Annotated in this window: 25 protein-coding genes; 10 read left to right on the top strand and 15 right to left on the bottom strand. The window is 70.8% G+C overall.

Going from position 1 to position 23,836, the window contains the following annotated elements:
- Positions 1 to 38: 38 nt before the first annotated feature.
- Entirely contained in the window at positions 39 to 884 is an 846-nt protein-coding gene (locus OWR29_RS14625; protein ID WP_267563341.1) for a helix-turn-helix transcriptional regulator, read from the top strand.
- A gap of 49 nt (positions 885 to 933) precedes the next feature.
- Positions 934 to 1,695 carry an SDR family oxidoreductase gene (locus OWR29_RS14620; protein ID WP_267563340.1) on the top strand — a complete coding sequence of 254 codons (762 nt, stop codon included), beginning with the start codon at positions 934 to 936 and terminating at the stop codon, positions 1,693 to 1,695.
- Here the strand turns inward: OWR29_RS14620 and OWR29_RS14615 are convergent.
- The 4 genes from OWR29_RS14615 to OWR29_RS14600 all read right to left on the bottom strand — a co-directional run bounded on the left by OWR29_RS14615 (position 1,659) and on the right by OWR29_RS14600 (position 7,395).
- Positions 1,659 to 2,276, bottom strand: coding sequence for a ribonuclease FAU-1 family protein (locus OWR29_RS14615; RefSeq protein WP_267563339.1), 618 nt, complete (start codon positions 2,274 to 2,276; stop codon positions 1,659 to 1,661). The two genes, OWR29_RS14620 and OWR29_RS14615, sit on opposite strands and share 37 nt — an antisense overlap.
- Before the next feature lie 10 nt (positions 2,277 to 2,286).
- Positions 2,287 to 4,959, bottom strand: a complete 2,673-nt coding sequence (locus tag OWR29_RS14610) for an AAA family ATPase (protein ID WP_267563337.1) — start codon at positions 4,957 to 4,959, stop codon at positions 2,287 to 2,289.
- Positions 4,960 to 5,059: 100 nt separating this feature from the next.
- Positions 5,060 to 5,980: a helix-turn-helix domain-containing protein gene (locus tag OWR29_RS14605; RefSeq protein WP_267563867.1), complete on the bottom strand. Its 921-nt coding sequence runs from the start codon at positions 5,978 to 5,980 to the stop codon at positions 5,060 to 5,062.
- A gap of 56 nt (positions 5,981 to 6,036) precedes the next feature.
- A complete protein-coding gene (locus OWR29_RS14600; protein ID WP_267563336.1) occupies positions 6,037 to 7,395 on the bottom strand; it encodes a cellulase family glycosylhydrolase in 1,359 nt (452 codons plus the stop codon).
- A 221-nt stretch (positions 7,396 to 7,616) separates the two neighbouring features.
- Between OWR29_RS14600 and OWR29_RS14595 the strand changes: the two genes are divergently transcribed.
- The 3 genes from OWR29_RS14595 to OWR29_RS14585 are packed head-to-tail and all read left to right on the top strand — an operon-like array spanning position 7,617 to position 9,690.
- Positions 7,617 to 8,075, top strand: a complete 459-nt coding sequence (locus tag OWR29_RS14595) for an RNA polymerase sigma factor (protein ID WP_267563335.1) — start codon at positions 7,617 to 7,619, stop codon at positions 8,073 to 8,075.
- 2 nt (positions 8,076 to 8,077) lie between these two features.
- Positions 8,078 to 9,121, top strand: a complete 1,044-nt coding sequence (locus tag OWR29_RS14590; RefSeq protein WP_267563334.1) for a hypothetical protein — start codon at positions 8,078 to 8,080, stop codon at positions 9,119 to 9,121.
- Positions 9,122 to 9,162: 41 nt separating this feature from the next.
- The gene (locus OWR29_RS14585; RefSeq protein WP_267563333.1) at positions 9,163 to 9,690 is read left to right on the top strand and encodes a GNAT family N-acetyltransferase; all 528 of its coding nucleotides are present in this window, start codon (positions 9,163 to 9,165) and stop codon (positions 9,688 to 9,690) included.
- Between the two features lie 27 nt (positions 9,691 to 9,717).
- On the opposite strand, the gene OWR29_RS14580 is transcribed toward OWR29_RS14585, so the two are convergent.
- The 4 genes from OWR29_RS14580 to OWR29_RS14565 all read right to left on the bottom strand — a co-directional run bounded on the left by OWR29_RS14580 (position 9,718) and on the right by OWR29_RS14565 (position 13,590).
- Positions 9,718 to 11,388 carry a glycoside hydrolase family 43 protein gene (locus OWR29_RS14580; protein ID WP_267563332.1) on the bottom strand — a complete coding sequence of 557 codons (1,671 nt, stop codon included), beginning with the start codon at positions 11,386 to 11,388 and terminating at the stop codon, positions 9,718 to 9,720.
- Positions 11,300 to 12,286, bottom strand: coding sequence for a methylenetetrahydrofolate reductase (locus tag OWR29_RS14575; protein ID WP_267563331.1), 987 nt, complete (start codon positions 12,284 to 12,286; stop codon positions 11,300 to 11,302). The genes OWR29_RS14580 and OWR29_RS14575 overlap by 89 nt, the downstream gene beginning before the upstream one ends.
- 234 nt (positions 12,287 to 12,520) lie before the next feature.
- Positions 12,521 to 12,958: an acyl-CoA thioesterase gene (locus OWR29_RS14570; protein ID WP_267563330.1), complete on the bottom strand. Its 438-nt coding sequence runs from the start codon at positions 12,956 to 12,958 to the stop codon at positions 12,521 to 12,523.
- On the bottom strand, positions 12,955 to 13,590 hold the full coding sequence (locus tag OWR29_RS14565) for a TetR/AcrR family transcriptional regulator (protein ID WP_267563329.1): 636 nt from the start codon (positions 13,588 to 13,590) through the stop codon (positions 12,955 to 12,957). The genes OWR29_RS14570 and OWR29_RS14565 overlap by 4 nt, the downstream gene beginning before the upstream one ends.
- A 61-nt stretch (positions 13,591 to 13,651) precedes the next feature.
- On the opposite strand from OWR29_RS14565, the gene OWR29_RS14560 reads away from it, so the two are divergent.
- Entirely contained in the window at positions 13,652 to 14,401 is a 750-nt protein-coding gene (locus OWR29_RS14560) for an SAM-dependent methyltransferase (protein WP_267563328.1), read from the top strand.
- 410 nt (positions 14,402 to 14,811) lie between these two features.
- On the opposite strand, the gene OWR29_RS14555 is transcribed toward OWR29_RS14560, so the two are convergent.
- Both OWR29_RS14555 and OWR29_RS14550 read right to left on the bottom strand, forming a co-directional pair.
- Positions 14,812 to 15,351: a histidine phosphatase family protein gene (locus OWR29_RS14555; RefSeq protein ID WP_267563327.1), complete on the bottom strand. Its 540-nt coding sequence runs from the start codon at positions 15,349 to 15,351 to the stop codon at positions 14,812 to 14,814.
- A 248-nt stretch (positions 15,352 to 15,599) separates the two neighbouring features.
- Positions 15,600 to 16,280 (bottom strand): hypothetical protein, encoded by a 681-nt coding sequence (locus OWR29_RS14550; RefSeq protein WP_267563326.1) that lies wholly within the window; start codon positions 16,278 to 16,280, stop codon positions 15,600 to 15,602.
- A gap of 120 nt (positions 16,281 to 16,400) precedes the next feature.
- Here OWR29_RS14550 and OWR29_RS14545 point away from each other — a divergent pair, with 120 nt between their 5' ends.
- Entirely contained in the window at positions 16,401 to 17,018 is a 618-nt protein-coding gene (locus OWR29_RS14545) for a CPBP family intramembrane glutamic endopeptidase (RefSeq protein WP_267563325.1), read from the top strand.
- Positions 17,019 to 17,030: 12 nt separating this feature from the next.
- Here OWR29_RS14545 and OWR29_RS14540 read toward each other — a convergent pair whose 3' ends face one another.
- From OWR29_RS14540 to OWR29_RS14520, 5 genes are all read right to left on the bottom strand, one after another.
- A complete protein-coding gene (locus tag OWR29_RS14540; RefSeq protein ID WP_267563324.1) occupies positions 17,031 to 17,822 on the bottom strand; it encodes an SAM-dependent methyltransferase in 792 nt (263 codons plus the stop codon).
- A 53-nt stretch (positions 17,823 to 17,875) separates the two neighbouring features.
- A complete protein-coding gene (locus OWR29_RS14535) occupies positions 17,876 to 18,751 on the bottom strand; it encodes a Sco1979 family transcriptional regulator (protein ID WP_267563323.1) in 876 nt (291 codons plus the stop codon).
- Positions 18,752 to 18,774: 23 nt separating this feature from the next.
- Positions 18,775 to 19,557, bottom strand: a complete 783-nt coding sequence (locus OWR29_RS14530; RefSeq protein WP_267563866.1) for an SAM-dependent methyltransferase — start codon at positions 19,555 to 19,557, stop codon at positions 18,775 to 18,777.
- 174 nt (positions 19,558 to 19,731) lie between these two features.
- Positions 19,732 to 20,409 (bottom strand): MBL fold metallo-hydrolase, encoded by a 678-nt coding sequence (locus OWR29_RS14525; protein WP_267563322.1) that lies wholly within the window; start codon positions 20,407 to 20,409, stop codon positions 19,732 to 19,734.
- Between the two features lie 29 nt (positions 20,410 to 20,438).
- A complete protein-coding gene (locus tag OWR29_RS14520) occupies positions 20,439 to 20,822 on the bottom strand; it encodes a hypothetical protein (protein WP_267563321.1) in 384 nt (127 codons plus the stop codon).
- 206 nt (positions 20,823 to 21,028) lie between these two features.
- Between OWR29_RS14520 and OWR29_RS14515 the strand changes: the two genes are divergently transcribed.
- From OWR29_RS14515 to OWR29_RS14505, 3 genes are all read left to right on the top strand, one after another.
- Positions 21,029 to 22,132 carry a ScyD/ScyE family protein gene (locus OWR29_RS14515; RefSeq protein ID WP_267563320.1) on the top strand — a complete coding sequence of 368 codons (1,104 nt, stop codon included), beginning with the start codon at positions 21,029 to 21,031 and terminating at the stop codon, positions 22,130 to 22,132.
- 65 nt (positions 22,133 to 22,197) lie between these two features.
- The gene (locus tag OWR29_RS14510) at positions 22,198 to 22,524 is read left to right on the top strand and encodes a DUF3817 domain-containing protein (RefSeq protein ID WP_267563319.1); all 327 of its coding nucleotides are present in this window, start codon (positions 22,198 to 22,200) and stop codon (positions 22,522 to 22,524) included.
- 302 nt (positions 22,525 to 22,826) lie between these two features.
- Positions 22,827 to 23,810 carry an ArsR/SmtB family transcription factor gene (locus OWR29_RS14505; protein ID WP_267563318.1) on the top strand — a complete coding sequence of 328 codons (984 nt, stop codon included), beginning with the start codon at positions 22,827 to 22,829 and terminating at the stop codon, positions 23,808 to 23,810.
- The last annotated feature ends 26 nt before the right edge of the window (positions 23,811 to 23,836 follow it).

Raw genomic sequence — 23,836 nt, 5'->3', positions numbered from 1 at the left:
AAGCAGTCCGATCGGCGGCGGCCGGGCATGCTTGACGGGTGAGTGAGCTCCCGTCGCGCCTGTTGCGCTCCAGCGACACCCTCGGATGGCGTCAGGTGCACGCCAGCACCTGGCGCGACCCGGCCGTCGCCGACGAGTTCCGCCGCGCGCCCACGCCCGACCTGACCGTCGTCCTGGTCACCAGCGGCAGCTACCGTATCGAGAGCCGGGGCGGCGGTTCCTGGCGGGGCGCTGCCTATCGCCCCGGCTCGGTCGGCATCACCGCACCCGGCCGCGGCGTGCGTCTGCGCTGGCGGGCCGCCGGGCCGCAACCGATGGAGTCGCTGCACCTGCGGCTGAGCGCCGGGCTGGTGAGGGAGACGCTTTCCGCGTACGGGCGGACCCCGGCCGACCTGCCCGACGCGCTCACCGTCAACGACGACTACGTGGCCGCTGCGGCCGGCGCCCTGGCCCGCGCTCTGCACGAGAGTGCGCCCACCCTCTACGCCGACTCGGTGGCGCAGGGCCTGGTCGCGCATCTGGTGCACCGCTCGGTCCCGGTCGCCCGGCCGGCCGTGGTCGCCTCGCTCGACACCGGCCGCGTCATCGAGCACATGCACGACCACCTGGGCGACGACGTCGACCTGGACGCGCTGGCGGCGGTGGCCGCGATGAGCAAGTTCCATTTCGTGCGCGCCTTCCGCGCCGCCACCGGCCTGACCCCGCACCGCTACCTCACGATGCTGCGCATGCGCCGGGCGGCCGACCTGCTGCGCACCACCGAACTCGGCGTCCGCCAGGTCGCGTACGCCTGCGGTTATCAGAGCCCGAGTCGCTTCGCCGCCGCCTTCCGCCGCGAGCACGGCACGAGTCCCGCTCTTTACCGCAACTTTGGGCTTCTCTAGCGCAAGATCGGGTCCGTGGGCGGGGCGGGCGGCGGGCAACGTCGAGCCCATGACTGGAAAACTCGCAGGTAGGACCGCCGTCGTCACCGGAGGAAGCGCGAACATCGGCAAGCTGTTCGCCCAGGCCCTCGCCGACGACGGAGCTGACCTCGTCGTGCACTACAACAGCCCGTCGCGGGCGGACGAGGCCGAGGCCGTCGTCGGCGACCTCAAGAACCGGGGCGTCGAGGCCATCGCGCATCAGGGCGACCTCACCGCCCCCGGGCAGATCGCCGCGCTGGTCGACGCCACGATCGACCGCTTCGGGCAGTGGGACATCCTGGTCAACACGGCCGGGATCATCGTCCGCAAACCGTTGGCCGAGACCAGCGAGCAGGAGTACGACGCCTCGTTCGCCATCAACGCGAAGATCCCGTTCTTCCTGATGGCCGAGGCAGCCCGCCGGATGGCCGACGACGGGCGGATCGTCAACCTGGTGACCACCCAGGTGGCCGTCACGGCCGCGACCTACTCGGCCTACGCGGGCAGCAAGGCCCCGGTCGAGCACTTCACCAAGGCGTTCGCCAAGGAGGTCGGGCCGCGCGGCGTGACCGTCAACTGCATCGCTCCCGGCCCCCAGAAGACGAACTTCTTCTACGACGTCGAGACCGACGAGACCATCGCCTGGCTCAAGAGCATGACCATCAGCGGCGACCTGGGCGACCCGACCGACATCGTGCCGGTCATGCGTTTCCTGGTCGCCCCGGAGACGCGCTGGGTCACCGCCCAGACCATCTACTGCAACGGCGGAATGATCTCGCCGATCAACTGAGCGGCCGCCGGGTCCGGGCGGAAGTCGGTGTAGGCGCCGTCGAACGGGAAGGCGCCGGCCTTCGCGAGCTCGATGAGCCGCTCACCCTCCGCCCGGATCGCGCCGGCCGTGGCCGCGTCGAAGTAGTCCGGGGCGCCGACGGCCGCGGCGAACTCGTCCTCGTCCTTCCACTCCCAGCTGCGGTCGGGGCTCACCACCACGTCCAGCACGAGGTCGGTGGTGTCGACACCCTCGGGGCGCCGGGTGAACGGCGTCTCCAGATTCACGTACCACCCGCCGAAGGCGCCTTCGGCCGAGAAGAACCACCAGACCGAGTACGCGGCTCCGGGCGGCATGAGCACCAGAATGCTCCAGTGCCGCCACTTCCTTCGTACGAGGGAAGGCTCTTTCATCTCATGCAGAGGGCGGTCGTGCAGTGTGCTGCCGTCGTGGTCGGTCAGCTGAGCCACCTCGGTGCCGACCGGCATCCACAGCAGCAACCCGTCCGCGTCGTCGCGCACCACCCGCATCGGCTTGGCGAAGGTGGTCCGCCCGGCCCGGACGTAGCGGCGCACGACCATCTGATTCGGGGCGAAAGGCATGCGCGCGACTTTACGACGCTGCCGCCAGCGCGCCCGCCAGCTGGCCGCGGCCGGTGATGCCGAGGCGGGGATAGATGCGGTAGAGGTACGAGCTGACCGTGCGGTGCGAGATGAACAGGCGCTGGCCGATCTCGCGGTTGCTCAGACCGCGCGCCGCCAGCTCGGCGATCTGCATCTCGCGGGCCGACAGCTGCTCGCTCAGGTGGGGGTCGCGGTTGGCGGCGGCCTCGCCGGTGGCGCGCAGCTGACTGCGGGCCATCTCGGCCCACGGCAGCGCGCCCATCCGGTCGAACTCGTCGCGGGCCGTCCGTAGCGGGTCGCGGGCGTCCAGGTAGCGGCGTTGCCGGCGCAGCCATCGGCCGTGGTGCAGCCGCAGGCGGGCCCGCGCGAGCGTCAGAGCGGGCGGCAAGCTGTCCAGCGCTTCGGCGTACGCCTGCTCGGCCTCCTCATCCGGGGCGAGCACGGCCCGGGTATAGAAGTGGGCCATCGTCATCATTTCCGTCGGCAGCTTCGCCGTCAGGCCGGGCAGGTCCGCCAGCACCGACCGGGCCTCGTCCACCTTGCCCGCCGCCACCGCCGCGTCGGCCAGGTCGGGCGCCAGCATCCACACGCTCACCGAGTGGTGGTGCACGTCGGCCGGGTCGAACGCCTTGGCCAGCAGCCGGTACGCCTCGTCGGCCCGGCCCTCGAACAACGCGAGCAGGCCGTCGGTCTGCTGCGCGATGACGGTCGCGAACGGCATCGCGGCGAACAGCCGGCTCGTGCGCAGCTCGCGGAGTACCCGGATCGCGTCCTCGGCGTCGCCGCGGGCCGCCGCGATCAGCCCCGCCGTCGCGCGCAGGCCGTGCGAGACAACGGTTTCGCCGGTCTCGTCGGCCAGCTGCAGACCTTCGTCGGCTTCGGCCCGGGCCCGGCCCAGCTCGCCCAGATAGAACCGGGGCCAGGCGCCGGCCAGCGTGCGCGAGAGCAGCCCGAGCTGACCCTGGGCCCGCCAGATGGCCGCCGCCTGGTCCAGATAGCGCGAGGCCCGGGTGAACTCGCCCAGCACCATCGCGCCCGAGCCCAGGAAGTGCAGCGCGCGCCCGTCGGACGGGTCCGGTTCGGCCGCGTCGAAGCGGGGCAGCACGTCCACGCCGTAGCGGTACGGTTCCGCGTACGCCCGGACGGTGACCAGATGAGGCGGCCTCAGATCCGAGTCCCACCGGGCCAGTTGGGCCGTGACCGCGGCCCGGGTCAGCGCGTCGCCGTCGAGGAAGAAGCAGCGCGTCCCGGCCCGCCACAACAGATTCTCGGCGACGTCGCGCGCCCCCGCCTCCATGGCCGCGCCGGCCGCCGTGACCATTTCGCGGATCCGCCGGTGCTTGTCGTCGGCCTCGAGCCCGGCGTTGTCGGAGACGATCAGCAGCCGGGCCCGGTCGACCGGCCCGAGCGCGTTCAGGTCGGCCCGGTCGAGCAGCGCCCGGGCGTGCCGGCGGTCGCTCAGCAGGCTGGCCACCTCGGCCGCGCGGATCAGCAGGCCGGTGCGACGGCGGCCGTCCCCGGCCAGTTCGGCTGCCCGGCGCAGGGCGGGCAGGGCGGCCGCCATCCGGCCCTGGGTCAACGCCGCTCCGGCGAATGTCTCGAGCCGGTCGGCCAGATCGTCGTCCGGTCCGATCGTCGCGGCGGCCTCGTGCGCGAGCCGCCGTTCGGGTGATTCGGCCAGCACCCGCGCCAGGGCCCGGTGGGCGGCCAGCCGCTCGGGGACGGTCGCGCTCTTGTAGATGGCCGAGCGCATCAGCGGGTGACGGAACTCCAGCCGGGTGTCGCTCAGGGTGACCAGCCCCGCGTCGACGCCCGGCTGAATGGCGTCCGGCCCCACCGCCGTGCCGGTGATGCCGCCCGCCGCCTCGAGCAGGCGGTCCAGCGGTGTTCCGGGTTCGGCGGCCAGCGCCAGCAGCAACGCCCGGCCGGCGGGGTCGGCGGCGTCGGTGCGAGCGGCGAAGGCGACCTCCAGCCGCCGGGTCAGCGGCAGCCCGTCGGGCTCGGCCGGCCCGTCGCCGACGGCCTTGGGCAGCTCGACCAGGGCCAGCGGGTTGCCGGCGGCCCGGTCCAAAATCAGCGAACGGGTGGTGGCGGGCAGGTCGGGCGCGCCCGCGTCGAGCAGCCGCTCGGCGGCCGCGCCGGCCAGCGGCTCGAGGTGCAGGTCGGGCATCAGATCCGGGCCGCGCCAGTCGGATTCGGGTCTGCGGGAGGCCCCGACGACCAGCAGGCGGTGGTTCACCGTGCGCCGGGCCACGAAGCCGAGCACGTCCCGGCTCGGCTTGTCGATCCACTGCAGGTCGTCCGCCAGCACCAGCACCGGCTGCCGGTCGGCCGCGTCGGCCAGCAGTTCGAGGACGGCCAGCCCGATCCGGTAGACGTCGGCGTCGGCCTCGGCGGGCCGGTTCGCCGCCTCCCGTCCGAGCGGTTGCAGCAGCAGGTGCAGGGCCGCGAACGGGAACCAGCGTTCGGTTTCGACGCCCGACGTGGACAGCACGAAGAAGCCGCGTTCGGCGGCCCGCTCGGCCGTCGTCCGCAGCAGGGCCGACTTGCCGAGCCCGGCGGCCCCGTGGATCCGCAGGGCGGTGCCCTGACCGGCCTCGGACGCGCTCAGCAGGGCGTCCAGGAGGCGCAGTTCGTCGTCCCGGCCGACCATGCGGTTCATCGTGGTTGCTTGCACAACCGCAACGATGACGCGCGTTCCTGCTCGGACGCCGGTTCGCGGCCGGGGTCAGCAGTCTCGGGCAAGAGCACCGCAGTGTGGGTCAAGCCCGCCATTCCGAGGGCGTCACGCCGTACGTCGTCTTGAACCGGCGGGTGAAGTGGGCCGCGCTGCGGAAACCGCGGCGGTGCGCGATCGCGGCGATCGACAGACCGGCGCACGCGGGATCGGTCAGGTCGGCCCGGGCCGCCGCCAGCCGCTTCTCGATGACCCACTGCTCGATGCTGAACTCGGCGCGCGAGCAGACGTCGTACAGATGGCGCACCGAGACGTTGAGGGCGGCCGCGATCGACATCGGGCCCAGCCCGGGCTCGTCGAGGTGATGGGCGATGTAGGCCCGGACCTGGGTCAGCAGAGTGCCGCGCTCACCCTCCTCGCCGGCCGCCGACAGCAGCAACGCCCGCACCAGTTCGATGCTGGAGCGGCCGACCCCGGCCGCCACCTCGGCCGCGCCGAACTGACCGGGGTCGCGGGTGACGGCGGTGAGGTGGGCGCTCGCCAGGTCGTAGAGCGGGCTGCGGGCCAGGTGCGGCGCGGCCCGCCGGATGACGTCGCCCGGCAGGCCCAGCCGGTCGAGCGGGATCTGCAGCGCGTAGCCGATGTGGCGGCCCGGCTGCCGGAACTGGTACGGCTCGGTCAGGTCGATGCAGGCCAGCGCGCCCCTCGGCACGATGCGCCGGACCCCGAACTGCTCCTCGTGGGCCGGGGTTACCGCGACGGCCAGCGAGACCATCGGCACGCAGGCCCGGCGAACCTGGCGTGGGGTGCGCACCAGGTCCATCCCGTGGCTGGTGCGGGCCTTGACGACCTGGGCGTCGCCGAGCCGCCAGGACTCGACCCGGGCCCGCACCGACGCCGGCGGCACCGGTTCGAACTCGACGCTGGAGGGGACGGTCTGGTCGACGAGCACGGCGCGCAGCGCCGCGAGCCGGTCGCGGACCGGCACGGCCTCGGTGTCGAACATGACGGCCACGGGCTGCATTCTAGGAACCACAGCCCGTGGCTCGCCAGGTTCCGGTTCTAGGCTGCGGCGCAGGTCACGGCCGGGGCGGTGTTGCTGCCGGTCCATGACCCGAGGAAGCCGAACTGGGTGCTCGCGCCCGCCGCCAGCGCGCCGTTGTAGCTGACGTTGCGGGCCGTGACGGCCGATCCGCTGCTGGTCACGGTGGCGTTCCAGGCCTGGCTGACGGTCTGGCCGTTGGAGTAGGTCCAGGTCACCGTCCAGCCCTTGATGGCGCTGCTGCCGGCGGTCACCTTGACGTCGGCCTGGAAGCCGCCGCCCCACTGGCCGGTGACGGCGTAGGTGGCGGTGCAGGCGCCGGTCGGCGGAGGCGGTGTGGTCTGGGTCGGCGTGGGCGTGGGCGTCGGGGTCGTCGGCGTCGGGGTCGGCGTCGTCGGCCCGGTGCCGAAGATGGTGGCCTGCTTGGCGGTCGCCTTGAGGCCGTTGGGGCCGTTCACGATCCGCTGGCCCCAGGTGGTGAGCTGGCCGGCGTCGAAGTTGGTGGTCATGTCGAGGATCGGGTCGGTGTTGCCCGACCACGACCAGGCCAGATAGCCGAGGTTGCGCTTGACCGCCTCGGACAGGATCGTCGTGTCGTCCACCTCGCCCGAGGCGAACTGCCAGCCGAACTCGCCGATCACCAGCGGCCAGCCGTTGCGCTCAAACGTGTCCAGGTAGCTGGTGATAGCGCTCGCCTGGTTGAACACGGCGTACATGTGAATGGACAGCACCGTGTTCTTGCGGGTGTCGGCGTCCAGGATCGTCTGCGCGTTGTCCCGCATGACGTACGTCCAGTCCTGACCCCAGTTGGGCGCGTCCACCATCAGCAGGTGCTCGAAGCCGTTGCTGCGCATCTTCTGGATGGCGGCCGTGGTCGCGGCCGTCCACTGGCCGGGGTTGGTGTTGCCGATCGGCTCGTTGCCGATGTTGATGACAACGTAGTCCTCCTGGCCGACCAGCACGCTCTTGAGGCCGATCCAGTAGTTGGCGGCCTGGTCGAGGGTGTACGCGGCGCTGTCCTCGCCGTACCCGGTCGTGTCGTGATTTTCGAGTACGCAGATGAGCTTGTTCTGCTTGCACAAGGTGATCACGTTCGACACGTCGGCGGCCGTGTTGGTGGTCCAGCGGCCGCCGCTGAGCACCACGCGGACGGTGTTGGCCCCGGCCGCCTTGATGTCGGCGAACGAGCCGGTGCGGCTGGCGTACCAGGCGTGCGGGTGGTTGACGCCGCGCATGACGAACGTCTGGCCGTTGGCCTCGACGATGTTGCGCCCGACGATGTGCAGGCCCGTCGCGGCGTACGCGGGACCGGTGAAGAACAGCACGGACGCGGCGGCGGCGAGCAGAGCGGCGGCGAGGACGGTGAGTTTCCTCTTCATGACCTACCTCTGGAGTGGGGGCGTGACTTCACGTCGACGTGCCCACTCACGCCGTTCACCGGGATCGCGCTCGGGCCGGGGGTGGTGGCCTCGCGCGCTCGCGGTGCCAACACCGTAGCTTTTTTGCGTACGCCTGGGAACCTCACGTGGTGCGCCCGCGTGTATCGGACATGGTGGTTCCCACGGCAGCGCCGCGATCCGTGTCCTCGTCCGATCCGGCGGTGGACGGGTTCGAGGCGTTCTACCGCGCGCACGTCGACCGGATCTACCGCGCGCTGGCGGTCACGCTCCGGCGGGACGACCTGGCCCACGAGGCGGTCGACGAGGCCATGGCCCGCGCGTACGCGAAATGGCCCGTGGTCGGCTCGCTCGACAACCCGGCCGGCTGGGTCTTCCGCGTCGGCCTCAACTGGGCGACGTCGTTCTGGCGCAAGCTGCGCCGCGAGAGCCCGCTCCCGGTCGACGCCGACCATCCGGTCTCGGACACCACTCCCACCGGCGCGCTGTTCATGCTGGCCGAACTGCCGCTTCCGCAGCGGGCCGTCATCACGTGCCGCGTCCTGCTCGACCTGTCCACCGCCGAGACGGCCGAGGCCCTCGGGCTGACCGAGGGGACGGTCAAGAGCCGGCTCTCCCGCGGCCTGGCCGTTCTCCGTACGCAGATGAGCTCCGAGGAGTGAGCATGGACCAGATTCCCCGCGACATCGAACTGGCCGTCCGCGCCGCGGCCGAGGACTCCAAGGGGTACGCCGGGGAGCTGCCGGGCGTCTACCGTCGGGCCCGCCGTCGCGCCCGGCGTCGCGTCACGGCCGTGGCGAGTGCCTTCGTCGTGCTGGCCGGCCTTGTCGGCGGCGGTCTGGTCGTGCGTCAGCGTCAGGCCGCGTACGAGCCGGCGGTCGCTCCTCCGGCGCCGGCCCAGCGGCTCATCCTGTCCGGCGTCGCGGGGGAGTACGAGGCGCCGCAGAACTTGCCGACCCCGGTCCGGCTGGGCGGCAACCTGCAGATCGGCGAGGTGTCGGCCGACGACCACCTGATCACGCATTCCGTCGTGGGCGGGGGCAGCTACGACCGTTCGATCGGCTTGCCGGACGGCCGGCTGGTCTCCCTGGGACCCCGATCCGGCGGGGCCATGCTGCTCACCGTCCAGTCCCTCGGCGGGGAGACCCAGCAGCGTGACATCCGGCAGATGGCCGAGCCGGTCGCCCTGGCCGCGGCAGACGCCGCGACGGCGTACCTGTGGCGGCCGCACGGCCTGTACGCGCACGACCTGGCCGGCGGCCTGGAACGCCTGGTCATCTCGTCGGCCATGCTAGACGTCTCCGAAGCCGATCCCGGAGCCGCCCTGGACGCGGCCGACGTGGTGGGCGACCGTTTGATCATCGCGGGCAAGAGCCGGTCGTGCCGCCCGTTGCTGCTGGGCATCGACCCGCCCGGAGGTGTTCGCTTCCTGCCGCTGACGTCGCTGGGGTGCTCGCGGGTGACCGATCTGCGCCTGTCCCCGAGCACCAACCGGCTGGCCGTGACCTACACGAAGGCGGCCGGCGGCGTGCGGGTCGCGGTGCTCAGCACCGAGGACGGGGCGATCCTGGCCGACCGGGAAGTGGCCACCGCCAGCACCTGCCAGGTGCGGATCGCCTGGCTGAACGAGCGAGTGGTGCGCGGCGTCACCGTGCCGCCCCGCTCGCCGGAGCCTCAGGAGCTGAGTCTGTTCCGCATCCCGACCTGACGCCCGCGGATTTCGGTTGACGCACGGCCGACGATGGCGATGTGGAACATCTTCGACGGCGGGCCCTGGACTACCTCGGCGAGCGTGGCAACGATGTCGACGGCGAACTGTTCGTCCTGACCGGCCCACCGTGGCCGCGGCCGCCGGCCGGCCCACCGGGCGTCGAGGTGGTGCTGCTCGACGAGAATGCGCCGGTCGCCCTGATCCGCGAGAACCTCGACGTCAACGAGCGCGGCTTCGACCCGTCGGCGGCCGCGGTCACCGACGAGCAGGCCAACGCATTCCGCCCGCAACTGGCCGGCGCCCGATCCGTCACGGTCCGGCTCGACGGCGAGCCGGCGGCCGCCGGCATGGCGCTGCCGGTGAGCTCCGGCGTGTCCGAGCTGGTCGGCATCACCAGCCTGGTCGGCCACCGCCGCCGCGGCCTGGGCCGCCTGGTCACTCACGCGCTCATCGAAGCCGTCGTCGGTCAGGGCGCCGACCTCGTTGTTCTCAGCACGTCCGACGGGGCCGCCCGCCGCCTGTACGCGTCGATCGGCTTCCGTTCCGTGCCGCTCGGCGTGGCGTGACGGCGCGGTTCTGTTCGACTGCGCGTTCTATTCGACGGCCCGGTAAGAGGCTCGGTCGAAGTCGGCGTAGGCCCCCTCTCGGCCCAGGTCCTGGACCCACAGGCCGACGAAGGCGCCGGTGAAGCCCCAGGCGGAGGGCTCGCCGTTGACGACACTCGCGGCGTACTCGTCGGAGAGCGTGGTGGCGTCCAATGTGGGACCTGCATCGTGAACGCCCGACGAATCAGTCGAGCCCGGGAACTCGTACGAGAAAGAAAGCGACGGACCCGCCAAGCGCAAGCCGAGTCGAACCGGCCCCGGGCCGGGGACGGGGGTGCGGACGCCGGGGACGATGCTGACGCGGCCGCTGTCGCAGGCGAGCAGGTCGAGCACCGGCGTGCCGTCGTCGTCGGCCGTGACGTGCAGGAAGTACCAGTTGCGGGTGTTGTAGTAGGCGGTGATGCCGGCCAGCTGGCGATAGTTGCGCGGGGTGAACTCCATGTCGGCCTCGAACTCGCTGCCGGTGGCGACCACGCGGCGGGCGACGAGGCTGGGCTGGTGCCGGCCCATCGGCGACCGGCCGCCGTGGATGCGCAGGTGGGACGGGCGCTCGGTGAGCGAGACCCAGTCGGGGGTGGCCGGGCGGCGCAGCGTCGACCAGTTCACGCCGAGGACGGGGGAGTCGAAGTCGTCGTCCTCCTGCTGTTCGGAGGAAACGGGAGCCTCGGCCGGCACCTCCACGCCGACCGGGGCGGGCACGGTGTCGGCGGGCCGGCCGTCGGCGATGCGGGGCCAGCCGTCCTCGGTCCAGGTGACCTCTTGGATGGCGGATTCGCGGCCGAGGACACAGCGGCCCAGCGGCGTGTACGGGCGGCCGACCAGATGGGCCAGGTACCACTGACCGCTCGGGGTCTCGACGAGGCTGCCGTGGCCGGCCTTCTGCAGCGTGAGCTCGGGGTGCCCGACCGAGGTGAGCAGCGGGCCGGCCGGATCGGCGAGATAGGGCCCGAGTACGTGGGACGAGCGGGCCACGGTGACCTGGTGCTCCCAGCTCGTCCCGCCCTCGGCCGTGACCAGGTAGTACCAGCCGTCCTTGCGGTACAGGTTGGGCGCCTCGGTGACCGCAGCGGCGGTGCCCGTGAAGATCATGTGCTCCGGGCCGGCCAGGCGGCGGGCCTCGGGGTCGTACTGCTGGATCGAGATGCCGCCGAAGCGGTTCCGGCCCGGGCGCCAGTCGGCCACCATCGACAGCATCCACGTGGCGCCGTCGTCGTCGTGGAAGAGCGAGGCGTCGAAGCCGCGCCCGTGCAGGACGACCGGATCCGACCACGGCCCGGTCGGCGTCGGCCCGGTGACCAGGAAGTTCTGCGGATCCCAGTAGCCGCCGGCGAACGTTGCGACATCGGAGTAGAGCAGGTGGAACTCGCCGTGCGCGTACGTGAGGTTGGGCGCCCAGACGCCGTTCGAGTCGCCGGTGCCGGTGAGGTCGAGCAGGCGCTTCTCGTTGAGCGCGCCGCCGAGCGGAGTCCAGTCGACCAGGTTGACCGAGTGGTGGATCCGCACGCCCGGGTACCACTCGAAGGTCGAGGTCGCGATGTAGTAATCGCTGCCCACCCGCAGGATCGACGGGTCAGGATGGAAGCCGGTCAGCACCGGGTTCCGGATGCCCCGGCTCGCGGTGGTGGCTCCGCTGAGCGTGCTCACTTCGGCGCTCGTCATCGATGTCCCCTGCCGCTCGACTTCCGCAACTTCCGGACTGTACCGCAAGTTCCATCGTTTCAGACCGGAAGTCCCTTATCCATTCCGTCGTCGCGCGCAGGCCGCCGAACGTGTAGAAGTGCAGCTTGACCCGGCCGTGCCGGTCGGGGTGGTAGTCGGTGGCGAGGGCGCGCAGGAAGGCGTCCGGGCCGGCGGTGGCCAGCAGGTCGGCGCCGTAGCGCTGGGCCAGGCCGGCGCTCGTGCCGACGCCGAACCGGGTGGCGAAGCGGAGCAGCCGTCGCACGCCGGCCGGGCCGGGCACGCCGACGCGGATCGGGACGTCGAAGCCGCGCTCGCGGACGGCGGCGATCCAGTCGAGCACCGGATCGGCGTCGAAACCGAACTGGGTGATGACCTCGGCGGCCAGGCCGCGGCTGTCGAGGGCGGCGAGCTTGCCGGTCAGCGTCGGCCACAGCACGTCACCGGGGATGCCGGGGTGACCCTCCGGATATCCGGCGATGCTCACTCGCCGTACGCCGTGGTCCTCGAGCAAGCCGGAGTCGATGACCGACCGTGAGTCCGCGAACGGGCCCTGCGGCTGGTCCGGGTCGCCGCCGGCCACGAACACGTTGTCGGCGGCGACCCGGACCAGCCGCAGGGCCTCGAGGAAATCGGCCAGCTCGCGTCGCGAAGACAGGCGGCGCGCCGAGATGTGGGGGACAGGCGTCAGCCCGTACGCCTTGACGGCCGCAGCCGCCGCCAGCCGCAGCCGGACGTCCTCACCGCCCAGGAACGTGATGTTCACCCGGGCGCCGGCGGGGAGGAGTTCGCGGGCGGCGCTGAGCTCGGCCACGTCCTTGCCGGTCATCTCCAGGGAGTAGTCGTCTAGCAGGCCTGCCAGCCGCGCAGCCGGGTCCATGGCCTCACCGTCCGATTCGAGGGTTTCGCTGCGCGGGGCCCGGCTCGCGTTCGTGCACGCGGCTTCGCGGCCGGGGCGATCTTCTGTTGGCCGTTGGCTGACCGCTGGTTGCTGGTCGCCGGTGGCAGTTCGCTAGCCGTCGGTTGCCGGTTGCCGGTTGCCGGTGGCTGATCGCCGGCTGCTGGTCGTCGGTGGCCGTTCGCTGGTCGCTGGTCACTGGTTGCCGGCCGTTGATCAGGGGCGCAGCAGGGTGGCGGCTATGGCTCGGCCGTCGGGGGTCCAGGGGGCTGGGCGCATGGTGGCGGGGTCGAGGCGGATGTTGACGCGGCGGCCCTCGGCGTACACGGTTTGCGCGTCGGCCGACGTGACCTGGAAGCCGTACTCGGCGCTGGTCGTGCCCATGCGGTCGAGCCAGAAGCGGACGTCGATCTCGCCCGTGCCGCGGATCGGTGTATGGAACGTGATCTGGTATTCGCGGACCACGTTGAACGCGTCCGGCGTGGTCGGGCGGCCGCCGGTGAACGACACGCGACGCTCGGCCCACCAGACGACGATGGCCCTTTCCACCAGAACGGCGTACCGGGAGTTGTGGAGAACGCCCATCGCGTCGAGGTCGTCGAAATGCACCGGCTGGGGGACGACGGCGCCGTAGGTGTGGACAGCGGTTGTCATGTCGGCTCCGGAAGAATCGTCGGGTCAGTGGCAACTGCTCGCAGGTGATCGAGCAGGGCGCGGCGGGCGTGCCGGAAGGTGACATCGGCGCCCAGCACCGGCGCCTGCATCACCGCGCACACCCCGAGGGATTCGGCCTCGTAGGCGAGACCGGCCGGATCCGTGCCGGCCCTTATTTCCTGGCGCGCAACAGCGTCGGCGGCCAGGCCGGTCAGGAAGCCCATCCAGTCCTTGAGTTCGACCGCCAGCCTGTCCTGCACCGGGCCCGGGCGGGCGTTGAACTCGAAATGCGCGTTCGCGAAGAAGCAGCCGCCGGGCAGGATCTCGGCCTCGTAGAAGTCGAGCCGCCGGTTGTGCACAGCCCACAGCCGGCGCACCCCGCGCGGGGCTTCCAGGGCAGGAGTGATGACCAGATCGGTCCATTGCGCCCGGGCGTGCGCGATGACGGCCAGCTGCAGCTCTTCCTTCGAGCGCCAGTGCGCGAACAGGCCCGACTTGCTGACGCCCAGCGAATCGGCGACCTGGCTGAGCGAGAGCCCGTCGAGGCCGGCCGAGGTGGCCAGCTGCAGGGCGCGGTCGAGCACCGCGGCGCGGGTTCGCTCGCCCCGCAGCAGCCTGCCGTCAGTCCCCATGACGACGACAATACAAAACGACCGACCGTTCGTAAATATAGTGTCGTGTTGACTGGACCACGTGGATCGTCAACGTGCCAGCGCCCTAGCCCACACCCATCACCCGATCGCCGCCCCGGTCGCCGGCGTCAACGTGAACAAGTTGCTGCGCCGAGCCGGCCGCGGACCGGCCGCCCGCATCCTTGATCTGGGCTGTGGACAAGCCGCGTGGGCACTCCAGGCGCTGGCGCACTATCCCGACGGCCACGCCGACGGCGTCGATCTGAGCGCACACGCCCTGGAACGCGCGGAGGCGGCCGCACACATGCGCGAACTCTCCGATCGCCTCACCCTGCACGAACGTGACGCGCGGGCATACGTCCCCGACGGCGATTACGACCTGGTTCTGTGCGTCGGCTCCACGCACGCGTTCGGCGGCTTCGCCGAGACCTTGGAGCTGGCCGGCCGCCACGTGAACCCGCACGGCGTGCTGATCATCGGCGACGGCTTCTGGGAGACGACGCCGACCCCGCAGGCGCTGGCCGCCCTGGACGCCAAGCCCTCCGACTTCACCGACCTCACCACGCTGATCACCACCGCCGCCGACGCCGGCTGGCACCCCGTCTACGCGCACGTGAGCGACGCCGCCGAGTGGGACGACTACGAGTGGTCGTGGACCGGTTCGCTGCTGGAGTGGGCCCTCGAAAATCCCGGGCATCCCGACGCCCCCGACGCCGCCCGCCTGGCCCACGACCACCGCGACCAGTGGCTGCGCGGCTACCGTGGCGTCCTCGGCTTCGCGACCCTCGTGCTGCGCCGCTCGACTCTCTAGAACGAGGCTCGCCTGGCTCACAACCACCCAGACCAGTGGCTGCGGGGCTACCCCCTGGCGTCCTCGGCTTCATGACCCGCGTGTTGCGCCGCTCGACCCTTTAGAACGCGGCTCGCCTGGTCCATGACCACCGTGACCAGTGGCTGCGCGGCTACCGTGGCGTCCTCGGCTTCGCCACCCTTGTCCTGCGCCGCTCGACCCTCTAGAACGCCGGCCGCCCGGCCCATGACCACCGTGACCAGTGGCTGCGCGGCTACCGCGGCTACCGTGGCGTTCTCGGCTTCGCCACCCTCGTCCTGCGCCGCTCGCGCGGATTGTGGCCGGTGGGTGCTTGCCCGGATGAGGTAGCCGACGAGGGTCAGGCCGGCGCGCTGGTCCGCAAGCGCGTCCTCCCGGACTTCGCCCGTAGGTCACGACAGGTGGTACTCCCAGCCTTCGGGTTGCCACTCGAAGGTGGCTGCGACCAGGTCGTGAACCGTGCGGCCGGTGGTCGCCTGTTCGAGGGCGCGGTAGGTGGCCATGTGGCCGATCAGCATGATTCGGCGGCCGGCCCAGCGGGTGGCCAGGTCGGGGAAGACGGAGGCCACGCGGGCGATCGCTTGCGTGTGGCTCTCGCCGCCGGGGTACGGGGTGTCGCAGTAGTTGAGGCGGTCGCGGCCTACTTGGGTTGAGGGCGCTCCGTTGTGCTCACCGAAGTCGCACTCGCGCAGGCGCCAGTCGTACAGGATGGGAATGCTGGTGTCGCCGAGGGCGATCTCCGCCGTTTCGGCCGCCCGCCGCAGGTCCGAGCTGAAGACTGCCGCGATCCCGTCGTCACGGCGCCGGCGCCCCATGTCGGCGGCGTTGGCCCGGCCACGCTCACTCAGGCGACCGGGCAACCACCCCGTGGCGAACCCGCGCTCATTGTCCTCGCTCAACGCGTGGGTCTCGAAGACGACGTCGATGGCCATCGCAGGCTTCTCCTTTGTCCGGCGTTCGGTCGACTGTTGGCAGCGCCGCGCGCGCCTGGTTATTCGACGGCGCGGGCGCGCTCGTTCGCGGCAACAGGTGTTCGTTTGCGCGTTTGGTGTCGTGTATTGCGCGACAGCGCTCGTTTGCGCGAGTTCGGCCGTCGCCTGTGTGCACGTTCGGCCGTGCGGGTGTGTTGCGGTTGCTCGTTTTTGCGCGCTGCTTAGCGAACAGCTCGGATGGGGAGTGGTCAGTCGAGGGCGGGCATGCTGGCCTTGCCCTTGTCGGCGATGACGAACGGGGTGTCGATGTCCGGGGTGCCCTCGCCGATTGTCACGGCGGCCACTCCGGTGCCGGTGTGGGCGATCTCGCCGGTCGGGTCCTGGATGACGTAGGTGTCCTGGCCGGTGCGGATTGTGTACGTGGGCTTTCCGTTCGACTCGCCGGTTTGGCGGAATCGGAACAGTTGGTCGGAGGCTGCAGCGTCGCAGGCTGTGGTCTTCACCGCGGCCGGCTTGCCGCCGGGGCCGAGCTTGGCCGACAGGCAGTACGGCTCGCCGCCGGCGCGCAGCTTGGCGGTCTGGATCCAGTACTGGTCGCCGCCGGGGCGTACGGGCTTCAGGACGAACAGTTCGTTGTCGCCGAACTTCTCCGAGAGGCCGATCTTGCCGTCCTGGACCACGCCCAGGGTCGCCTCGCTGTTCTTGGGGAGCAGGTTGACCTGGCGAGTTCCGCTGAAGACGCCACCGCCCCCGGACGAGGAAGTGCGGGTCGCCGTGGGCGAAGGGGACGGCGGTGGGGATGAAGGCGAGGGAGCGGAGGAGGCCGGCGCGGGGGCCGCTCCCGCGGAGTCGTCGGTCGCGCAGGCGGAGGTGAGCAGCAGGCCGCCGAGGAGGACGGCGGCGGCGGGGACACGCGAGGGCAGACGCACGGGAGAACTCCTGAGTCGGGGGGTATGGGTCAGGTGCTTGATGTGCATCTTTGGGGACAAGCCGACCCTGCTCCCGGTCCCACCGGTCCTGATGGCAGTAATGGGGGAGATCTTGCAACCGTGCTGACGGCCTTCGTGATCCTGCTGATGATCTGTGTGCGCGTCTGGAACTACCGTGGTCCGGGCGCGGCCCAGCCGATCACCGGGCCGGTCGCCGCCGGCCTGCTCCTGCTGGTCGCGTGGGCCGCTGGGCTCGAGCTCGGCCGGCCCACGGGCAGATCCGCGGCGTACGCGCTGGTCGGGGTTCTCGTGCTGGCCGCCTGCTGTGCCGCGGCGCTGGCGATTCCGCCCATCCGCCGGCTGCTCGCGCAAGCTACGCCGGCGCCCCACCCGTGGCGCTCGGCTCTGCGCGACATCCCGCTGGCCACCGTCACCTTTGAGGAGGTGGCCTTCCGCGGGGTTCTGTGGGCGTCGATCGCCCGCGACTTCGGCGGCGCCTGGGCCACCGTTGTGACGGCCGTGCTCTTCGGGCTCTGGCACATCAAGCCCCACCGCGAGCGCCCGGTCGTCGCGGCCGGAACGGTCGTCTTCACCGGTCTGGCCGGCGCCCTGCTGGCCGTGCTGTGTCAGGCCGGCGGCAGCCTGGTGGTCCCGTTCGCCATCCACTGGGCCGCGAACGCCTTCGGGGTCCTGACAGTGAAGGCCGCCCACACCGGAACCGATGAGGGCGGCCCTTGAAGCCGGCGAGCGTTACGGCTTGCGGCCGACCGCGCCGTAGGCCTCGATCGGCTCGATGCCGTCGCCGTCGGGGCGCCAGGAGCTGATCTGGGTGAGGCCGGGCTCGACCAGCTCGAGGCCCTCGAACACCGTGGCCAGCTGCTCGGGGCTGCGCAGGATGTACGGCACGCCGCCCATCTCGGCCAGCTTGGCCGCGCCCTCGACAACCGCCTCGGAGGTGTCGGTGCCGTCCCAGAAGACCAGGTAGCTGCCCGAGGGCACCTTCTCCATCACGGTGTTGACGATGGAGCGGACGACGTCGAGGTCGGGCTCGTAGCCCATCACGCCCATGAACATGACCACCACGGGCTGGCTGAAGTCGAGCGCGGCCGAGGCCTCGTCCAGGATCTTCTTGGGCTCGTGGTAGTCGGCGTGGACGTACGTCGTCACGCCCTCGCTCGTCGTGCCGACCAGCAGCGCGCGGGCGTAGGCCAGCACCATCGGGTCGTTGTCGACGTACACGATCTTGGACTCGGGGTTGATGCTCTGCGCCACCTCGTGCGTGTTCTGCATGGTGGGCAGGCCGGTGCCGATGTCGAGGAACTGACGGACGCCGGCCTCGGCGGCCAGGTGGCGGACGACCCGGATCAGGAACTTGCGCGACTGCTGCGCCATGACCACGATCTCGGGATAGACCTGGGCCACGGCGTCGCCGGCGCCGCGGTCGGCGGCGAAGTTGTCCTTGCCGCCCATCCAGTAGTTCCACATGCGCGCCGCGTGGGGCACGTCCGGCTGCAGTTCGGCGGGGGCCTCTTGGTCCGTCATGGGGAAGTTTCTATCGGGTGGCGTCACCGAGCACAACCACCCAATGTGGAGACTTACATGCGTTCCAGGTCGATCAGGACGGCCTTCAGGATGTCCGGCGTGCGGGCCGGTGGCGCGGCCTCGATGATGAGCCGGCCGAACGCCGCCGCGTAGTCGTCCACGTCCTCGCGTTTGTCCAGGTAGAGGGCGCTCGTCAGGTGCTCGATGTAGACGACGTCGTCGAGCTCTTCGTGCGGGAAGCGCAGGATGCTGAACGCCCCGCCCGCCGCCGCGTGCCCGCCCGAGTCGAACGGGATCACCTGAAGACGTACGTTGGGATTGTCGCAAGCCTCGAGCAGGGCCAGGATCTGCTCGCGCAGCACCTCGCGCCCGCCGATAAGCCGGCGCAGCACGGCCTCGTCGAGCACCGCCCAGAAGGTCGGCGATTCCGGCCCGGCCAGCGTCTCTTTGCGGGTCATCCGCAGTTTCGCGAGCCGTTCCACCTCGTGCTTGCTCGGGTTGTTGTGCCCGAGGCGGATCACCGCGCTCGCGTAGGCCTCCGTCTGCAGAAGGCCAGGAACGAACTGAATTTCGTACGTACGGATGAGCTCGGCCGCCTGCTCGAGATCGAGATAGCTGTGGAACCAGCTCTCGAGCACATCGCCGTAGGTGTGCCACCAGCTCGGTGAGTTGGCCGCCTTGGTCAGTTCGAGCAGCCGGGCGTGCTCCTCGGGGTCTTCGACGCCGTAGAGGACCAGCAGATCCGTCACGTCGCGGGCCTTGAAGCCGACCCGGCCCAGCTCCATGCGGCTGATCTTGGATTCGGACGCGCGGATGCGGTAGCCGGCCGCCTCCCGGCTCACGCCGGCCGCGAGGCGCAGCTCGCGCAGGCGTGCGCCCAGCTGCAATCGGCGGACGGTCGAACCGCCGCTGTCCCCTCGCCCGATCATGATGACCCGCTTGTCACTGTTGGTTACGGCTTGCGGCCGACGGCGCAGTACTGGGAGATCTGTGGACCATCAGATCGCCACCGGGTGACCGGGACCACCCCCGGATGGACAAGTTCGAGCCCTTCGAACAGGTGAACGATCCGCTCCGGACTCCGCAGATGATATTTCGGATTGGCCGAGACGTTCCAGATGCGGGTGGCCTCGCGCGTCGCCGGGTCGGTGTCGGCGCCGTCGTACATCGCCAGGTAGCTGCCGGACGGCAGGTCGCGCAGCAGCCGGACCAGGATCGAGCGGGCCGTGTCGTCGCTCTCGATGTGACCGAGCACCCCCATCAACGTCAGGGCGACGGGCTGGTGCAGGTCGAGGGTGCGGGCGGCGGCCCGCAGGATCGCCTCGGGGTCGCGCAGGTCCTCGTGGACATAGTCGGTCGCGCCCTCGGGCGTGCTGGTCAGCAGCTCGCGGGCGTGGGCCAGCACCAGCGGGTCGTTGTCGACATAAACGACGCGGGCGTCGGGCGCGGCGGCCTGAGCCACCTGGTGGGTGTTGTCGGCCGTGGGCAGCCCGGTGCCGATGTCGAGAAATTGGCGTACGCCGGCCTCGAGCACGAGGAAGCGGACGGCGCGGGTGAGGTAGGCCCGGGAGAGCCGAGCGTTGTCGGCCAGCTGGGGGAGTGTGGACATGATCTGGTCGCCCACGGCGCGGTCGGCCGCGAAGTTGTCGGTGCCGCCGAGCAGGTAGTTCCAGATCCGGGCGGTTTCCGGAACGTTGGTGTCCAGCCTGGACACGTCTTCGGCCACGCTGATCATCCTCACCTCGGTGGACCCCGGTGTCCAGTGTGGATCTGCCGTGATCGGCGCACGACGGCCTGTCCCGCCGGTCCCACGCGAGCGCCGGGCACGGACAGTACCGCACCCGGCGTTGCTTCGCGCCTACTCTCCGCCTTTTTTCTGGCGTGGCGCTCAAGAAAAGCCCGGTGACGCTCAGGCCGGGGCGGAGTATTCGCGGAACCGCTCGACGGCCTGGCCCGCGACCGCCTTGCCATGCCCGAACACCGCGTGCTCGAAGTTGTAGGAACCGAGCTTGGCCAGGCTGCGCCCCTGCTCGGCCGGGTCGGCCGACACCTGCTTCGGCCCCAGCGCCACCTTGCCGTCTTTCGTGCCCGACGCCGTGTCGCCGGCGAACAGGATGCCGCCGGCCCGGTCGAGCAGATAGGACACGTGCCCCCGGGTGTGCCCCGGCGTGTGGATCGCGGTGAAGCCGGGCAGCGGCTCCGACTCCTCACCGGTGATCACCTGGTCGAGCTTGGTCGGCTCGGCCGTGCCGATCAGGCGCACCGCGAACCGGGCCAGGCCCTTGGGTTCGGCCGGGCGGATCGCGCCGGTGATGGCCGGCGCGTCGGCGGCGTGCGCGAACACCCGGGCGCCGCTGCGGCGCCGGACGTCGGCCACGTTGCCGATGTGGTCGATGTGCTGGTGCGTCAGCAGGACGGCGGTGACGTCGCCGATCTGCTTGCGCAGCTCGTGCAGGGCCCGGTCGATCCGCTTGGCGTTGCGGGGGAGCCCGGTGTCGATCAGCACGACCCCGTCGTCGGTCACGACGAGATGCATGTTGACGAAACCCAGGCTCAGTTCGAAGACACCGTCGATTACCTCGCGCACACGCCCATCCTGCCAGGCGCGCCTCGCGGTCAGGCGGTAAGGCGCAGCACCGGCTCGGTGTCGGAAAGCGGCAACTCGGCGGCGCCGGCCCCGGCGATCGGGCGAGGACGCCGCGGATGGGGCTGGCCGTTGCTGCCGCCCCGGCCGGGATGGACGAACAACCCGTACGCGGGATCGGGCACCGCGTCGAGGGCGGCGGAGACCAGCGGCAGGGCCCGGTAGCCGGCCCAGGCCTCGTCGGTGCGGAACGCTATTTCGAACAGCACGCCCCAGGTGTGGGTGTGCCATTCCCATCGGTAGGCGCCGTGCGTGATGGCCGCCTCGGTCAGGGCATTGCCCAGGGAGTCGCGCCAGGCGCGCGCGGTGCCGCGGGGCCCGTCCAGGACCTCGATCGACCACCAGCGCAAATTCATGCCTCGACTGTAGATCCGCCGGGCCGGGGCCGGGATCCCTTCGCCGAACCTGGCACAAACGACCGGAACTGATCAGTTCCGGTGAGCACTAATCGGGGAGTCCTTTTTCCGCGGGGGCTGGCCGAAAGGACGGTTGCCGGGGTGCGCGGCACGTTCAAAGGTTGAGTTCGCTGACAACGCATAAACATATCTGTCGGGGGGACAGGATGAAATTCACGCATGCGTTGAAAATGGTCGCGGCGGTGGGGACGGGCGCGGCCACTGTGCTGGCCGGCGCGCCCGCTCTGGCTGGGGGTGGTCACGGCGGTTCCAAGCCGGCCATCAGGACCGTCACCACCAAGTTGAACGGTCCGTTCGGCCTGGATGTGCTGTCGCCGCACGTCGCGCTGGTCGCTCAGGCGGACGCCGGGAAGATCACGGCGGTCAATCTGAGAACCGGTAGCCGCACTTCCCTGATCTCGAACATGCCCGGGGTGACGGGGGTCGCCGCCGCGCACGGAAAGATCTTCGCGCTGACCGGCGGGCCGAATGAACAGGGCGCCACGCCGCCGTCGAAATACCCGGCGGCATCGGTGCTCGTGGCCGACCGGAATGGCAAGCACGTCCGTCCGCTGGCCGATCTTCTGAAATACGAGCTGAAGCACAATCCGGACCGCCAGAAACAGTTCGACAAGTCCGGAAAGCCCTATGACGCGTTGTCGAACCCGTTCAGCCTGGTCGCCACCCGGTGGGGGCTGCTGGTGGCCGACGGGGGCGCCAACGACGTGCTGCGGGTCAACCCGCGTACGGGCAAGGTGTCCACGTTCTTCGTGCCGCCCAACCCGCGTACGAAGGACTGTCTCAAGAAGGGCGCGCAGGCCAACCCCGGAACCGTGGGCTGCGACCCGGTGCCGACCGGCATCGCCGTCCTGGGTCGGCACGTCTACATCTCGACGCTGGGCGCCGAGCAGCCGGGCGCCGCGGCGATCTACAAGCTGGACGGCCGCAGCGGCAAGGTGCTGCGCAAGTGGTCCGGCTTCACGTCGCTGACCGGCGTGGCAGTCAGCCCGCGGGGCACGATCTTCGCCTCCGAGGTGCTCTTCGGCGCCCCGGCCGGTGAGGGCCCGCCGCCGCCCGGATTCGATCCGTCGAAGGTGGGCCGCCTGACCCGCATCGACCACGGCCGGGTCACGCACGCCGCCGTGACCATGCCGACCGGGCTCGAGTACGCGAACGGCAAGCTCTACGCGACCTCGTGGAGCATCGCCGGCCAGCTCGGCATCAAGGACGCCGGCCGCCTGGTCCAGGTGAACCCGAGCGCCTTCAAGTAAGGACACAGCGAACGCCGTTACGATCGGGCCCCGTCAGGTTGATCTCGAACCCAGGGGGCCCGATCGTGCAGCCGTACCGCATCTTCCGCATCACCGCCGTGGCGGAGGCGTTCTCGTGGGCGGGCCTGCTCGTCGGCATGTACCTCAAGCGCGTCGCCGAGGTGACCGACCTGGGGGTCTGGCTGTTCGGCCGGATCCACGGCGCGCTGTTCGTGGCCTACATCGTGGCTGCCCTGTGGGTGGCCAGCCGCGAGCGCTGGTCGCTGCTGCGCACGCTGACCGGGCTGGCCGCCTCGATCCCGCCCTTCACGTCGCTGATCTTCGAGCGCTGGGTCGCCAAACGCCGCCGACCGGCCGAAGCCGCCATTTCGGAAATGACTGTTCCGAGCTGAACGGCATTGGTCGCATCGGCCGTTCGGATGAACCCGGGCCCATGGTTTCAGGGACGCATTAAACGTCTTGTCGCACCCCTTGCCCACCGGCAATTGTCATCCCGCCGGGTCGGCCACGAGCCGGGCCGACGGGGTCATGTCGCATGACGGATATGCCGTTATCGGGGGTGCATATCCGAGACTTGCCCGATTCGTCGGTGCTGCTCGTGGCGACGCCCGCCCATCCGTAGGACCCGAGGGTCGTACGGATCTTTGTCGTGGACCGGTTAGACTTTCGGCCGTGAATCCTTGCTGAATGGCAAATGGGGGCCGACGTGTTGCGCATCCACTTCACGCCGGAGGATGTCGGCCGCGTGCGGATCGCGAGCGAACCCGATCCGCTGTGGGAGACGATCTTCAGCGTGTGGCGCCTGCGCCGCCCCGGGCCCGAGCTGATCTACGGCCGCTGGCGCGACCACGCTCTGCGCACCAGCCGCCGCGATGACCTGGAACTGCTGCTCCCGCTGGTCCGCGGCGCCTACTACCCCGACTTCCTCACTCCCGCCGAGGGTTCGCAGGGCCTGTCGGCCGCGCTCGAGGTGATCAAGTCGACCCCGGCCACCCGGCTCCGCGAGGAACTGGAAGAGCTGGTCCGCCACGCCGGCCCCAAACCGTCCTGGATGGCCCGCCTGGCCGAGGGCGAGAGCGAGATGATCCAGCGGCTGGCGGGCGCGCTGCAGTCGCAGTACGAGAGCGCGATCGCCCCGTTCTGGGCCGAGGGCCGCGCCCACATCGAGGCCGAACGCTCTCGCCGGGCCCGCGTGCTGCTCGACCAGGGGGCCGAGGGGCTGCTCGACAGCTTCCGCCCGATGATGCGGTGGGAGCCGCCGGTGCTCGAGGTCGACACCCCGTTCGACCAGACGCTGCACCTCGACGGCCGCGGCCTGGTGCTGCTGCCGTCCTTTCTCTCGTACGGCACCCCGGACGCGCTGCGCGACACCACGCTGCCGCCGGTGCTGGTCTATCCGATCGAGCACGACCTGACGCTCAACCCTGGGCTGCGGCCGGCCGACGGGGCCTCGCTGGCCGCGCTGATCGGCAAGACGCGGACGTCGTTGCTGGAATCGCTGGGCGACGGCCGCACCACTTCGGAACTGGCCCGGCGGGTCGGCGTCAGCGCCGCCTCGGTCAGCCAGCACACCGCGGTGCTGCGCGAGGCCCGGCTGATCCAGACCAACCGGGCCGGCAAGGCCGTCGTGCACACCCTGACCCCGCTGGGCGAGGCGCTGCTCGGTGATCAGCCCTAGTATTGAGTGATGTAGATCACTCGATC

The sequence above is a fragment of the Paractinoplanes pyxinae genome, assembly GCF_026626335.1.
GTDB lineage: Bacteria > Actinomycetota > Actinomycetes > Mycobacteriales > Micromonosporaceae > Actinoplanes > Actinoplanes pyxinae.
Note: the sequence above shows the minus strand (reverse complement) of the source record. Positions and strands in the feature narration are given on the sequence as shown.

Excerpts from the sequence above, each read along its gene's own strand:
- OWR29_RS14620 (WP_267563340.1), top strand. The coding sequence starts at position 934 with ATGACTGGAAAACTCGCAGGTAGGACCGCCGTCGTCACCGGAGGAAGC.
- OWR29_RS14615 (WP_267563339.1), bottom strand. The coding sequence starts at position 2,276 with ATGCCTTTCGCCCCGAATCAGATGGTCGTGCGCCGCTACGTCCGGGCC.
- OWR29_RS14610 (WP_267563337.1), bottom strand. The coding sequence starts at position 4,959 with ATGAACCGCATGGTCGGCCGGGACGACGAACTGCGCCTCCTGGACGCC.
- OWR29_RS14605 (WP_267563867.1), bottom strand. The coding sequence starts at position 5,980 with ATGTTCGACACCGAGGCCGTGCCGGTCCGCGACCGGCTCGCGGCGCTG.
- OWR29_RS14600 (WP_267563336.1), bottom strand. The coding sequence starts at position 7,395 with ATGAAGAGGAAACTCACCGTCCTCGCCGCCGCTCTGCTCGCCGCCGCC.
- OWR29_RS14590 (WP_267563334.1), top strand. The coding sequence starts at position 8,078 with ATGGACCAGATTCCCCGCGACATCGAACTGGCCGTCCGCGCCGCGGCC.
- OWR29_RS14580 (WP_267563332.1), bottom strand. The coding sequence starts at position 11,388 with ATGACGAGCGCCGAAGTGAGCACGCTCAGCGGAGCCACCACCGCGAGC.
- OWR29_RS14575 (WP_267563331.1), bottom strand. The coding sequence starts at position 12,286 with ATGGACCCGGCTGCGCGGCTGGCAGGCCTGCTAGACGACTACTCCCTG.
- OWR29_RS14570 (WP_267563330.1), bottom strand. The coding sequence starts at position 12,958 with ATGACAACCGCTGTCCACACCTACGGCGCCGTCGTCCCCCAGCCGGTG.
- OWR29_RS14565 (WP_267563329.1), bottom strand. The coding sequence starts at position 13,590 with ATGGGGACTGACGGCAGGCTGCTGCGGGGCGAGCGAACCCGCGCCGCG.
- OWR29_RS14555 (WP_267563327.1), bottom strand. The coding sequence starts at position 15,351 with ATGGCCATCGACGTCGTCTTCGAGACCCACGCGTTGAGCGAGGACAAT.
- OWR29_RS14540 (WP_267563324.1), bottom strand. The coding sequence starts at position 17,822 with ATGACGGACCAAGAGGCCCCCGCCGAACTGCAGCCGGACGTGCCCCAC.
- OWR29_RS14535 (WP_267563323.1), bottom strand. The coding sequence starts at position 18,751 with ATGATCGGGCGAGGGGACAGCGGCGGTTCGACCGTCCGCCGATTGCAG.
- OWR29_RS14530 (WP_267563866.1), bottom strand. The coding sequence starts at position 19,557 with ATGATCAGCGTGGCCGAAGACGTGTCCAGGCTGGACACCAACGTTCCG.
- OWR29_RS14520 (WP_267563321.1), bottom strand. The coding sequence starts at position 20,822 with ATGAATTTGCGCTGGTGGTCGATCGAGGTCCTGGACGGGCCCCGCGGC.
- OWR29_RS14515 (WP_267563320.1), top strand. The coding sequence starts at position 21,029 with ATGAAATTCACGCATGCGTTGAAAATGGTCGCGGCGGTGGGGACGGGC.
- OWR29_RS14505 (WP_267563318.1), top strand. The coding sequence starts at position 22,827 with ATGGGGGCCGACGTGTTGCGCATCCACTTCACGCCGGAGGATGTCGGC.